This window comes from Pseudomonas sp. NPDC089569 (genome assembly GCF_050280625.1).
GTDB lineage: Bacteria > Pseudomonadota > Gammaproteobacteria > Pseudomonadales > Pseudomonadaceae > Aquipseudomonas.
In genome coordinates, this window is record NZ_JBNNVQ010000034.1 from 12,831 (window position 1) to 25,997 (window position 13,167).

Genomic DNA, 13,167 nt, shown 5'->3' on the forward strand with positions numbered 1-13,167 from the left:
CTCGATAAACCTGGACGGGCGATTTTCGCACAATTGAGTATCAAGCCATGCGCAACGATATGTAACGTGAAATATTCCTAACCCAACACCCCCAACTCCTTCGCCCGCGCCACTGCCTGCGTACGACGTTCAACCCCAAGCTTGCTGTTAATGTGGCTGGCATGAGTCTTGACCGTATGCAGTGAGATAAACAGCTGATCGCTGATCTCCTGATTCGAGCAGCCTTGGGCGATCAGTCGCAGAACGGCCATTTCCCGCGTGCTCAGTTGCTCCGCCGCGCCGGGAGCTTCCAGTGCCGGTCGGGTTGCCAGCGTGGGCAGTTGCTCCAAAAGGTCCTGGGTGACGCTCGTCTGTGCACAGCTTTGCAACTGACCGCGAAGCCAGTCCGGATGCTCGGCCAAGAGTGCGTCAAACGGCTGCAGCACACCTCCGGCGGCGGCATCCAGTGCCTGATTCAGCGCCTTGCGCGCCTCGGGTTCACGCCCCGTCCCGAGCAACAGGGCGATTTTTTGTGTCAGCGCCATTGCACTGAGCATCTGCCGGCCGCTCTGCTGACCGTGCTCGAGCAGTGCATTCAAACGCCCCTCGGCCAACATCGGCTGGCCCTGGATGACTTCGAGCAAGGCTTGTTGCAGTTCGATATGCAGCGGTAGTTGCGGATGGAATTCCGGCGGCGCCGCCGGATGTTCACCGTTATAGGTCTGCCCCAGTCGCGCCAGCCAGGCCTCCGCCAGATCGATGCGCCCCTGCGCCAGCCAGAGCTCGCACTTGACCAGTGTGATCATCGCCAGGTAGTAGATGGGCGGCACGTCCCAGATATGCATGAGCCGTTCGGCTTCGGCCAGTTCGGCAAACGCCTTGGCGAACTCGCCGCTGCTGCCTTCGAGCCGGGCGATCACACAATGGCCGATCAACACACTGATGTCGCGGCAGGCGCGTGCCTCGTTCAGGCCAACCTGCAGGCGCACCCGTGCGGTTTGCGGTTGCAGGCGCACCGCCAGCAGAAATCCTTCGTACAACGTCAATCGCGCACGAATGGCATACAGGCGTTGCGGCGACAATCCTTGCAGGCGTTGCAGTCCCTGCCGGACTTCATCGAGCGAGCGGAGGATTTCTCCACGTGATTGCAGCACGCGGGCGCGGTCGTAATGAGCCAGCGCTTCGAACAAAGGGTTACCCACCCGTTGCGCCAACTCCAGGGAATCACGGTTCAACTTGCGTGCGCGCCACAGGTCGCCATCGGCAATGGCCAGATTGGACAGGGTCGACAGACACATCAGGCGCTGTCCATATCGCTTGCAAGGAAGGCTGTGCAGCGCTTCGGTCAAGTAACGCAGGGTCAGCTCACGGTTACCGCGCCCGCGCGCGATAATCCCGCTCAAGGCCAGCCATTGCGCCAGCATCGACTTTTGCGCCGTGGCCGACGGGGCCGGCAGAAAACGGCTCAAATGGCTGGCCAGCTCTTCGGCCGCGTCCAGTTGGCAGGCCAATCCCAGCGCCCAGCTGTAGAGCACAATCAGCCGCGGCGTGCTGATCAGCAAGCTGTCGGGCAAGTCCATTTTCCAGCGCAACAGCATGCCGACGTTCTGCTCGGCCAACAGCTGCTCTTCGGAGAGGTTCTGCACCAGGTTGGCCGCAACGTCCAGGTGCCCGGCACGCAATGCCTGCTCCACCGCTTCGTCGAGCAAACCCTGGGCGTTGAACCAGCGACAGGCGCGCAGATGCAGACTGGCCGCCGGCACCATTGACTGGGCGACAGGTCGCGAACGCAGCAAGTCGGAAAACAGATGGTGATAGCGATACCAGTGGCCATGCTCATCCAGCGGAACCAGGAATACCTGGTGGGCCGCGAGGTAACGCAGGATCTCGGCACTGTCATGGGCATCACGAACCGCGTCGCACAGTTCGCTGCAGAAACGCTCCTGAGGCGCGGTGTCGTAGAGGAACGATTGCACCTCGGCAGGCAGACAATCGATCACCTCTTCAAGCAGGTAATCGCGGATCAGGCCCTCACCGCCATGGAGCACCTGGGGCGAAGCACCCTGCGTACCCGCCTCGGAGGCCGCCAGCAGCCAGAAACGCAACCCCGCCACCCAGCCTTCGCTGCGCTGGATCAGGTTTTCCAGCGCCTCGCCACGCAGGGAGCTGCTGTGCCGATGGAGCAGGCTCTGGGCTTCGTCGTGAGTCAGGCGCAGGTCTTGTTCATGCAACTCCAGCAGTTGCCGCGACAGCCGCAACCGAGCCAGATGCCAGTCAGGTCGCTGACGGCTGGTGACCATCACCAGCAGGCCATCGGGAAGGTGATTCAGGAAGAATTGCAGGCAGCGATCAAGCACCGGTCCCTGGGCCAGATGATAGTCATCGAGCACGAGCAACAGAGGCGTTGCTGTCGACAGGTGCACGGCCAGTTCGTCGAGCAGACCGTCCAGCCATTCCTCGAAGGCGAACGGCTGATGGCGCTGCCGCATTTTCAGCAGCCCCAGGGACTGCCTGCCCAGTTGCGGGTAAAAGTCCTGAAGACCTTCGAGCAGCTTTTCGAGAAAACGCCCCGGATCGTTGTCACGCTGGCTCAACCCCAGCCAGAGGCTATGCCAATGGGCCGGCAGCGCCTGACAGAACTCCACCGCCAGGGTGCTTTTACCGAACCCCGCCGGAGCACAGACCAGCAGCAGCCTGCCACCGAGCCCTGCACTCAGCCGCTCGCACAGTCGGGGACGCAGTACATGACCGTCGGGCAACGGCGGTCGGTAAAAGCGCCCTTCCAACGCGGCGATTGCGACGCTTGCAGGACCTGGTGGTGGGGACAGATCAGTCATGGCCGGCTCTTGTTTGAATTGCGGGGTGGCGGCGTTGCAGATGTCCGCAGACTAGCTGCAAACGAAGTGGGAATGAAGATAATTGCTACAAATGGCTACAAAAAGTCTACACACAAAAAAACGCCCCGAACCAGTCGGGGCGTTTCCAGAGGATGCGGCCTCTATCGAAGCACGTTAGCGGATACCATCCTGACGCAAGGCGTTCGGGGTGAAGTCCGCAGTGGTGGCGGTAAAGCCGAAGTCATACGCCGACTTCTCTTCGTTTTTCATACCCAGTGCCAGGTAACGCCCCGATTGCAGGTCGTACAAGGCTTCCAGGGCGTACCACGGCACTTGTTTGTCGTAGTAGTTCTCGGCATGCGCCTCGGCCACTCGCCACAGTTGGCCACGACCGTCGTAGTGGTCGATGACCGCCGCTTGCCAGGTATCTTCGTCGATGTAGAAATCACGCTTGGCGTAGATGTGACGCTGGCCTTCCTTCAGGGTCGCAACGACATGCCATACGCGGCGCAGCTCGTAACGCGCCAGGTCCTGGTTGATGTGGCCGGCCTTGATGATGTCGGCGTACTTCAGTTTCGGGTCGTCCAGTTTGTAGCTGTCGGAGGCGATGTACATCTCTTTCTTGCCTTCGAGCTTCCAGTCGTAACGATCCGGGGCACCGTTGTACATGTCCAGGTTGTCGGAGGTACGCAGGCCATCGGCTGCGGTACCCGGGCCGTCATAGGACACTTGCGGAGCGCGACGCACACGACGCTGGCCGGCGTTGTAGACCCACGCCGAACGCGGTTCCTTCACCTGGTCGAGGGTTTCGTGCACCAGCAGTACGCCACCGGCCAGACGTGCCGGAGCGGTCACTTTCTGCTTGAAGTAGAACAGAATGTTGCCCGGGTTGCTCGGATCGTAGTCCTTCATTTTGTCGCGGAACACGAACTGGTCCTGGAAATAAACCAGGCTGAACGAACCGTTTGCCTGCGGCGTGGCCTGGGTCACCAGACGGGTCACGCTGCCACCGCGATAGCGGGTAATGTGGTTCCAGATGACTTCCACACCGCTTTTCGGAATCGGGAACGGCACGGCGGTTTCGAAGTTCTCCAGACCGTTACCGCCGGACACCAGATTGGTGCTGGTGGCGTTTTTCTTGATGGCCGCGAACACATCATCCGGCACGGTGGCGCCGCGATGGGACGGATAGACCGGCATCTTGAAGGTTTCCGGGTAGCGCTTGAACATCGCGTACTGGCCCGGGGCGAGCTTGTCCTTGTACTGGTCGACGTTCTGCGCCGTGATGGTGAACAGCGGCTTTTCATTGGCATACGGGTCGGACAGGAACCCTTTGCTGTCGACGGTGCCGGCATTTTTCGCCATCGGCTTCCAGGCCGGAATCGACCCGTCGGCATTGCCCGCCATCTCGGCGCCCATCGGGGTCAGGCTCTTGCCCAACTTGTCAGCCTCGGCAGCAGGCACCGCGGCCATGACACTGGTCGCCAGCAGCGAAAGCCCCAGAACACCAGCGTGGAACAGACTCTTTGTTATTTTCATATACGTGTTCACCCTGAAAATACAGTGCTTAGAAGTTCACGCCGAAGCTGAGCGCAACGAAGTCGCGATCGTCCACGGTGGTGTACTTGCCGTCGAAGAAGTTGGTGTAGGCCAGGCTTGCGGTGTAGGTGTTCTGGTACTCGGCGTCGACGCCCAGGCTGACCGCTTTGCGACCTTCCTCGAAGTTGCCGCCAGGACCTGGCGAGTAACCCTCGACGTCATGGGACCAGGCCACGTTCGGCTTGAGGTTCACACCGGCGAATACGTCGTTGTATTCCCAGATGGCGCGAGTGCGATAACCCCAGGAGTTTGCGGTGGTGAAACCATCGTTTTCGCAGTAACGGCTGACGTTGTTTTGCGGGCCGCCTGCCAAGGTGGACGTGTTCAACGCCACGCACTGACCATTGGGCAGCGGGCCAGGACCGTAGCTCGGGTCACGACCGTAACGCGCCTTGGAAGAGCTTTCCAGACCACCCACGTGAGTGAGGCCGATCTCGCCTACCAGGGTCAACCGCTCGGCACCCATCACCTGGTCGAAGAAGTGGGTGAATGTCGTCTGCATCTGGGTGATTTCTTTGCGGCGATAACCTGGCTGATCCTGCCCTGGCGAACCCTGGAGCACGGAAACGCTAGGATTGAGCGGAGTCAGGCCGGAATAGAGGATATCGGTGGTATTGAGCTGAACGGGCGCATTCGGCCGGTAGCTGATCTCACCACTCCACGCGGTACCTGTAGGCAGTGTTGTGGAGAAGCTCAGGCCATACAGGCGGATGTCTTCAGGGTATTCGACGTAGTAGCTGGAGTTACCTGCAACCTGCAACGGCAGCAAGGTCGGCGCCAGGTTACGCGCTACAGCCAGCGGAACGCCCGCCCCTACCAGCTTGCCCACCAGGCCTGCCGCATTGTAGGCGCTGGCCGGTGCGCCCTTGCCACTGAAAATCGGCGCACGGCTGTGGTAGTTCATGAAATAGGCACCGAACTCGGTGTCCAGCGGATCGTACATGTACTTGAACGACACGCCGAATTGGCCGCTGTTACGCGCATCGCGATCCGGGCCGCGAGGAACGATCACGCCTTCATCCGGGTTGCCGAAGGTTACGCCGTTGGCCGTCAGGGTGTTGATGCTGGCATTACGCAGCGAAGCCGGCAGGCCCGCTGCCGCCAGCGAACTGTTCAGTCCATCGCGGGTTTTCAGAACGGCCAGATTGTTGTTACAACCATTGGCGATCACGTCCGGCTGCGAGAAGAAGGTGCCGCAGTTGTCGACGACGGTCTGATCCCACTCCAACTGATAGAACGCTTCGGCCGAGAGATTATCGGTGAGGCTCTGCGATACGTAGAACATGTTGACCGGGATCAGGCCTTCCTTGATCTCGGCACCTGGACGGCGGAACGCGGACACGTCGATCGGGTTGATCGAGTTGATACCGCCGCCGATGAAGGTACTTTCGCCCCAGCTCACCACCTGTTTGCCGAGACGTACCGAACCCGGGTGATCGGCAATGGCGTAGTTGTGATAGACGAAGGCGTCGAGGATCTCGGAGCCTGCGGACTTGGCGCCTTCCTTGCGACCGTCATCGCTGATGTCCTTGAACGGACGGCTTTCGTCTTTGAGCTCGAAGTCGTACCAGTATTTGCCACGGACGAAAACGCCGGTGTCACCGTATTTCAATTCAAGGTCATGGATACCCTTGAAGATCTTCGAGAAGGTTTCGCCGCTCTTGAAGTTCAGGTGACCGTCATCGGAGGTCTGGGACAGGCCGCGGCCGCCGTTGTTGACGCCGATGAGGTTCTTGTTCGGCTGCTCGGTAGACCAACTGGCACCAATCGAGAGGGATGAGTCGAACTGACCTTCGATTTCACCAACGTTGAAGCTGACGCCGAATGCAGGCCCGGCGAGCGTAGAGGCGAGGCTGACGGCCAACGGCAGTTTCGCCCGGCGCCAGAACTGGTTTACTGATGTCATCGACGCTACTCCATGTGCATTTTATTGTTATGGCAGTGAGCACTTTTAAAAACGCTTGGATAACAGGGAGCCAAGGCATCCCAAAGTCATTCCAAAGTTGCATCGCCCCGGTTTGTGCGTTTGCTCCGTTCTTAAAAATCCTTGAGCGGACTATAGCCAGCAGGTAGTAGTGCTTGATCCCTCTAAAGTGTGATTTGCAGCTGCCGGCCACTCTGGAACAGTCCTTTCGCCAGACCGACATTCGTCGGCCCGGCAAGAATGGCTGAAAATACGAATTTGACAAGCCAAGCGCTTGCTTGGTGGGGGTGGCGCGCCCTTTCGGGCACGCCGAAGGAGGTTCAAAGCGTCGAAAGGAAGGTGCTGTTGTTCGCTTGCCATTCGCTGATGTGAACGCGAATTCGCTTCTTGTCGAGCTTGCCGACACTGGTCTTGGGAATTTCAGTAACAAGGGCGATCTGACTCGGAATTGCCCACTTGCTCAAATGCCCAAGCTCCACGAATGGCTTGAGGTGTTCCTTGAGTTCCCGCGCCCCGATTTCATGACCCTCGCGCAGCACCAGCAAGGCAAAAGGCCGCTCGCCCCACTGTGGATCGGCAATCCCCACCACTGCTACTTCGCGTACCGCCACATGACGACTGATCAGGTCTTCGAGATCCAGGGAGGAAATCCACTCGCCACCGGTCTTGATCACGTCCTTGATCCGGTCGCGAATATCGATGACGCCCATGCTGTCCAGGGTCGCCACGTCACCGGTATGCAACCAGCCCCCGGCCCACAGCTCGGCACCTTTTTGCGGCTCGTTGAAGTAGCCCTCGGTGAGCCAGGGTGCACGCAGCACCAGTTCGCCCTGGGTTTCACCGTCCGCCGGGAGGAAATTGCCGTCGCCGTCGACGATCGCCGCCTCCACCAGAGGGCCGGGCACGCCAGCCTTGATCCGGTACGTGGTGCGTTCATCTTCGGTGCCTGCCATCAACTCATCGTTGAGGTGTGCACACGACACCAGCGGCCCGGTTTCCGACATGCCGTAGGCGGCGGTCAGCTGGATGCCCTTGGCCTTGGCCGCTTCATAGAGCGCACGGTTGAGGGCACTGCCGCCGATGACGATTTTCCAGCCACCGAAATCGGTATTTTGCGCAGCCTTGGCGTTGAGGACCATTTGCAGGATGGTCGGCACACAGTGCGAAAAGGACACCTTCTCCTTGCGCCACAACTCCACGAGGAATTCCGGGTCGTACCGGCCGGGATACACCTGTTTGAGCCCCATCATGGTCGCCACATAAGGCAGGCCCCAGGCATGGACATGGAACATGGGGGTGATCGGCATGTACACATCGTTGGTGCCCAGCAGGCGCACGCTGTCGACCGAGCCCATGATGGTCGACACACCCATGGTGTGCAGCACCAGTTGCCGGTGAGTGAAATACACACCCTTGGGGTTACCGGTGGTGCCGGTGGTATAGAAAGTGGTCGCGACGGAGTTCTCGTCGAAGTCCTGGAAGTCGTATTGCGGGCTTGCGGCGGCCAGCAATTGCTCGTACTCACCCACGAGGTTGGGCAGATCGGCGACTTTTTCCGGCAGGTCGGTCAGCAGCAGGGTCTTCTCGACGGTGGTCAGTTGTCCGGCAATCGCGTTGTAGAGTCCGACGAACTCGCTGTTGACCAGCACATAGCGGTCTTCGGCGTGATTCATGGTGTAGAGGATCTGTTCCGGCGACAGGCGCACGTTGATGGTGTGAATCACCGCACCGATCATCGGAATGGCGAACATGCATTCCAGGTAACGATGGCTGTCCCAGTCCATGACCGCCACGGTGTCCCCGGCCTTGACGCCGGCTGCCGTCAATACGTTGGCCAGCCGCGCGACCCGCTCGATCAGGGTCGGATAGCTGTAGCGCAACCGGTCGCGGTAGACGATTTCCCGGGTTTTCTCATAACGCGTACCGGACATCAGGAGCCGTTTGATCAGCAGTGGATACTGGTAAGCACCTTCGGCTGGGGGAATAACGCGAGTCTGCAACATAAGAGTCCCTTTTCTGACTGCACGGTCGTGGCGGAAAGTTGCACTGTAGTGCGCCTGATCGCCAGCCAAATCAGCCAAAGGAATGATTTGCAGACCCGTGCAAATGCTAGCGTTGCGCCAGCATTCAAAGGATTCAAACACCTGCCCCCTGTAGGAGCGAGCACGCTCGCGATGGTGGACCAGACAACGCGGGCATCCAGATTCCCCGCGTTATCGTTCACGACCATCGCGAGCGTGCTCGCTCCTACAGGAAACAGGTCGATCAATGCATCTCGGTAAACGCGAGCTTGACGCCGATAGCAATCAGCACCGCGCCCATGGTCCGGTCGAACCAGTGGCCCATGCGGGCGAAACCGGCGCGCACGCGCTGCTGGCTGAACAGCATCGCCACCAGGCAGAACCAGGTTGCCGTTGCCGCCGCCAGGTAAATCCCGTAACCGGCCTGCACGGCCAAAGGCGTATGGGGATTGATCACCACCGTGAACAGCGACAGGAAGAACAATGTGGCTTTCGGGTTCAGGCCATTGGTCACGAACCCCGCGGTGAAGGCACCGCGCGCCGTGCGCTCGCCTGCTTCCTTGTGCAGATCGTCGGTCACAGACTTCGCCGGTTGCGCCCTTAGCGCCTTGAAACCGATGTACAGCAGATACGCGGCGGCGGCCCACTTCAAGGCATTGAACAGGACGATGGACTGAGACACGATCAGGCCGATCCCCAGCAACGAATAGCCGACGTGCAGGAAAATCGCCGTACCGACGCCCAGCGCCGTCCAGGTCCCGGCGCGCCGACCATGCGTCACGCTCTCACGCACCACCACGGCAAAGTCCGGGCCGGGACTGGCCACGGCCAGCAGGTGAATAAGTGCAACGGTCAAGAACTCTGTCCAGTACATGGGGGCTCCTTTAGGCCAAGCGTAACTATTTATTTCATCTGATAGGCTCGGCAGATTACGCCTTCAGTTCATTGCACAAAAGGTACAGTTGATGACGAACAATCGCCGCGCCGTATTCCTCGACCACCCTTCCCTGGACTTGGGCGATCTCGACCTCAGCCCGTTGCGTGGGTGCTTCAGCGAGCTGCAGTTGTTCGCCCAGACCTTGCCTGATCAAGTGATCGAGCACCTCAAGGGCGCCACCGTCGCCATCACCAACAAAATCGTGATCGATGCGGCCGCCATCGCCGCCAGCCCGGCACTGAAACTGATCCTGATCACCGCCACCGGCACCAATAACGTCGACCTTGTCGCCGCCCGCGCCCACGGGATCACCGTCTGCAACTGCCAGGGCTATGGCACCCCTTCCGTGGCACAGCATACGATCATGCTGTTGCTCAACCTGGCGACGCGCCTGGCCGATTATCAAAAAGCCGTCGGCGAAGGTCGCTGGCAACAGGCCAAACAGTTTTGCCTGCTGGATTTCCCGATCGTCGAACTTGAAGGCAAAACCCTGGGGCTGCTCGGTCATGGCGAACTGGGGGGAGCGGTCGCCCGACTGGCCGAAGCTTTTGGCATGCGCGTATTGCTCGGCCAGATTCCGGGGCGCCCTGCCCGGCCGGATCGCTTGCCGCTGGAGCAACTGCTGCCACAAATCGACGCTCTGACCCTGCACTGTCCGCTCAACGAACACACCCGGCATTTCATCGGCGCCCGCGAATTGGCCTCGATGAAACCCGGCGCATTCGTGGTCAACACGGCACGTGGCGGCCTGATCGATGAGCAAGCGCTGGCCGACGCCTTGCGCAACGGTCATCTGGGCGGCGCCGCCACCGACGTGCTGAGCGTAGAGCCGCCCGTCAACGGCAACCCCTTGCTGGCCGTGGACATTCCACGGCTGATTGTCACCCCGCACAATGCCTGGGGCAGTCGCGAAGCGCGGCAGCGTATCGTGGGCCAAGTCACCGAAAACGCCCTGGGATACTTCAGCGGTAAGGCGCTGCGGGTCGTCAGTTGATAAACTGCGGCACTTTTTTTCACAGGAGCAGTTATGGATCCGCGCAGTGAAGTACTGCTTCGTCAGGCTGAATTATTCCAGGGGCCGGTGCTGCTGGCCGGTTTACCGGCGGACGACCTGCTCGGGCGCCTGCCCGCCGCTCGCGGCTGGTGCTGGCATGCGGGTGATCAAGCCGCACTGGATGCACGCTTTGCCGGGCGCAGCGATTTTGGCGTGAGCGCGCCAGCGTTCGAATTCGACGCGGCCGTGGTGTTCCTGCCCAAGTCCAAGGATCTGACCGATTACATCCTCAATGCCGTGGCCTCGCGCCTTGAAGGGCGCGAGGTGTATCTGGTCGGGGAAAAACGCAGCGGCATCGAGGGCGCGGCCAAGCAACTGAACCCGTTCGGCAAGCCGCGCAAGCTCGACAGCGCGCGGCATTGCCAACTCTGGCAAGTCACCGTGAGCAATGCTCCGCAGGCCAAACCACTGGAGAGCCTGGCCCAGACATTCGAGTTGCCGCTGGCCGAAGGTCCGCTCAAGGTCATCAGCCTGCCAGGCGTCTTCAGCCATGGCCGCCTGGATCGCGGTAGCGCACTGTTGCTGGAGCATCTGGACAAACTGCCGAGCGGCCATTTACTGGACTTCGGTTGTGGCGCGGGGGTGTTGGGTGCGGCAGTGAAACGTCGTTATCCACACAATCAGGTCACTCTGCTGGATGTCGATGCGTTCGCTGCCGCCAGCAGCCGCATGACCCTGGCGGCCAACGGTCTGGAAGCCGACGTCATTACCGGTGACGGCATCGATGCCGCGCCCATGGGCTTGAACACAATCCTGAGCAATCCGCCGTTCCATACCGGTGTCCATACCGACTACTACGCGACGGAAAACTTGCTGCGAAAAGCAGCCAAACATCTGAAAACCGGTGGCGAACTACGCTTGGTTGCCAACAGCTTCCTGAAGTATCAACCGCTGATCGAGGAGCACCTCGGCGCCTGTACGATCAAGGCCGAAGGACAGGGATTCAGGATCTACAGCGCCAGACGCGGCTAGAAATTTGTACTTGCCCTATCGGTTTTGCCTAGGCAAAATCCGCTCCGTCCTAGGGGAGTAGTCTCCCACGAGCGCCATGCTCGTCCGGCATGCGTCAACATACTTGGTCCTCAGACCATGGCGCATGCGACCCAAGCGTCCGCACCAGACGGATCGCAGGGTTTGACAAGACCTATGACACGCACACCTTACCCGGGGCGGGAAGGCTGTACGTGTCATAGCCGTGTCGACCCGCCCCTTAGGAAAACCCCTGATGCTGGATTCATTACTGGTTCCCACCGCAATCGTTGCCTTGGCCGAAATCGGCGACAAGACGCAACTGCTCGCGCTCATTCTCGCTGCCCGCTTCCGCAAACCCTGGCCGATCATCGCCGGCATCGTCGCGGCCACCCTGGCCAACCACGCGGCAGCCGGCGCGGTAGGCGCCTGGGTCGGCAGTTTCTTCTCCGATACGTTATTGCACTGGATCCTCGCGGCGAGCTTCACCGCAACCGCACTGTGGACCCTGGTGCCGGACAAGATGGATGAGGACGAGGCCAGCACTGCCCGCAAGTTCGGCCCTTTCCTGACCACATTGATTGCGTTTTTCCTGGCGGAAATCGGCGACAAGACCCAGATCGCGACCGTGATGCTCGCCGCGCAGTATCCGGAGCTTTGGCTGGTGATCATCGGTACCACCGCAGGGATGCTGATTGCCAACGTGCCGGTGGTTCTGGCGGGTAATTTTGCAGCGGACAAACTGCCACTGACGCTCATCCGTCGCCTGGCAGCGTCGGCATTCTTCATCCTGGCGATTGTCGCGGTGTACAAGGCGATGCAGAGCAGCGGGTGGGTTTGACGCGATAGGTCGCTGGATCGCGTTATCGTTCTTCGCGGGCAAGCCTCGCTCCTACAGGAGCAAGGTTTGCCCGCGGTGACGCCACCCGATTACTTTTTGGCCTGTTCGTACAAAGGCATGACTTTCGGAATCGCCGCCTGCAACGACGCAATGCGGCTGGCGGAATTGGGGTGAGTGCTCATGAATTCCGGTGGCGCACCTTCCGATGCCTTGCTCATCTTGTTCCACAGGGTGATCGCGGCGTTCGGGTTGTAACCGGCGCGGGCGGCCAGTTCCAGACCGATAAGGTCCGCCTCGTTTTCATTTTCGCGACTGTTGGGCAAGGTCATGCCGTAGTTGGCCACGGCGTCAGCCAGCGCCAGGCTGTCCTGGCCCAGACCGAGCAAGGCACCGGCACCCTGCTTGGCCATTTCGATACCGTAAGCCTTGGACATGGCTTCACGACCGTGTTCACGCAGTGCGTGGGCGATTTCATGCCCCATGACCGCAGCGATCTCGTCGTCGGTGAGCTTCAGGTTATCGATCAGCCCGGTGTAGAAAATGATCTTGCCGCCAGGCCCGCAGTTGGCATTGAGCTCATCGCTCTTGATCAGGTTGACTTCCCACTTCCATTGCGCCGCATCCGGGCGAAAGTTCGGCGTCTGGGCAATCAGCCGGTCGGCAATGGCCTGAACGCGTTTGGCTTCATTGCTGGTCTTGTCCAGCACACCTTTGCTGGAGGCTTCGCCGACAGTCTTCTGGTAGGACTGGGCGTACATCTGGTCGACCTCTTGCGAGGACAACATGCTGAACATGTACTGTTTGCGCTCAACGCCCACGGCGCCGCCGCTGGTGGTGTTGACCGACTGGCAACCGGCAAGCAGCAAACTTGCGCTCAGTGCACACAAAGCCAATGTTTTGTTCATTGAAAAAAGCTCCCTGAAAACATGCCGCGTATCCTAGGCGTGGAAGTGTATCGACGCCAGATACAATGGTCATAAGACGCCTGTTTCGGAAAAAGCTCTCA

The 13,167-nt window shown here is 60.1% G+C and carries 9 protein-coding genes and 1 riboswitch; of the genes, 3 read left to right on the forward strand and 6 right to left on the reverse strand.

All coding sequences use genetic code 11. The features are described from left to right. Positions 1 to 77 precede the first annotated feature (77 nt). The 5 genes from ACQKP2_RS15565 to ACQKP2_RS15585 all read right to left on the reverse strand — a co-directional run bounded on the left by ACQKP2_RS15565 (position 78) and on the right by ACQKP2_RS15585 (position 9,234). Positions 78 to 2,816: a LuxR C-terminal-related transcriptional regulator gene (locus ACQKP2_RS15565; protein ID WP_427577631.1), complete on the reverse strand. Its 2,739-nt coding sequence runs from the start codon at positions 2,814 to 2,816 to the stop codon at positions 78 to 80. Positions 2,817 to 2,990: 174 nt separating this feature from the next. Continuing rightward, the gene (locus ACQKP2_RS15570) at positions 2,991 to 4,355 is read right to left on the reverse strand and encodes a DUF1329 domain-containing protein (RefSeq protein ID WP_427577633.1); all 1,365 of its coding nucleotides are present in this window, start codon (positions 4,353 to 4,355) and stop codon (positions 2,991 to 2,993) included. 28 nt (positions 4,356 to 4,383) lie between these two features. Continuing rightward, on the reverse strand, positions 4,384 to 6,321 hold the full coding sequence (locus ACQKP2_RS15575) for a DUF1302 domain-containing protein (RefSeq protein ID WP_427577635.1): 1,938 nt from the start codon (positions 6,319 to 6,321) through the stop codon (positions 4,384 to 4,386). 338 nt (positions 6,322 to 6,659) lie between these two features. Then, complete coding sequence (locus tag ACQKP2_RS15580; protein ID WP_427577636.1) at positions 6,660 to 8,342, reverse strand: fatty acid--CoA ligase; 1,683 nt, start codon at positions 8,340 to 8,342, stop codon at positions 6,660 to 6,662. 262 nt (positions 8,343 to 8,604) lie between these two features. Next, positions 8,605 to 9,234, reverse strand: a complete 630-nt coding sequence (locus ACQKP2_RS15585) for a LysE family translocator (RefSeq protein ID WP_427577638.1) — start codon at positions 9,232 to 9,234, stop codon at positions 8,605 to 8,607. A 91-nt stretch (positions 9,235 to 9,325) separates the two neighbouring features. Between ACQKP2_RS15585 and ACQKP2_RS15590 the strand changes: the two genes are divergently transcribed. The 3 genes from ACQKP2_RS15590 to ACQKP2_RS15600 all read left to right on the forward strand — a co-directional run bounded on the left by ACQKP2_RS15590 (position 9,326) and on the right by ACQKP2_RS15600 (position 12,161). Next, entirely contained in the window at positions 9,326 to 10,291 is a 966-nt protein-coding gene (locus tag ACQKP2_RS15590) for a 2-hydroxyacid dehydrogenase (protein WP_427577640.1), read from the forward strand. 33 nt (positions 10,292 to 10,324) lie between these two features. Next, positions 10,325 to 11,323, forward strand: coding sequence for a methyltransferase (locus tag ACQKP2_RS15595; RefSeq protein WP_427577641.1), 999 nt, complete (start codon positions 10,325 to 10,327; stop codon positions 11,321 to 11,323). Positions 11,324 to 11,362: 39 nt separating this feature from the next. Further along, positions 11,363 to 11,487: riboswitch (yybP-ykoY riboswitch) on the forward strand. Positions 11,488 to 11,576: 89 nt separating this feature from the next. Then, positions 11,577 to 12,161, forward strand: a complete 585-nt coding sequence (locus ACQKP2_RS15600; protein WP_427577643.1) for a TMEM165/GDT1 family protein — start codon at positions 11,577 to 11,579, stop codon at positions 12,159 to 12,161. Between the two features lie 89 nt (positions 12,162 to 12,250). Here the strand turns inward: ACQKP2_RS15600 and ACQKP2_RS15605 are convergent, their stop codons facing one another. Then, on the reverse strand, positions 12,251 to 13,066 hold the full coding sequence (locus ACQKP2_RS15605; RefSeq protein WP_427577644.1) for a M48 family metallopeptidase: 816 nt from the start codon (positions 13,064 to 13,066) through the stop codon (positions 12,251 to 12,253). Positions 13,067 to 13,167: the final 101 nt, after the last annotated feature.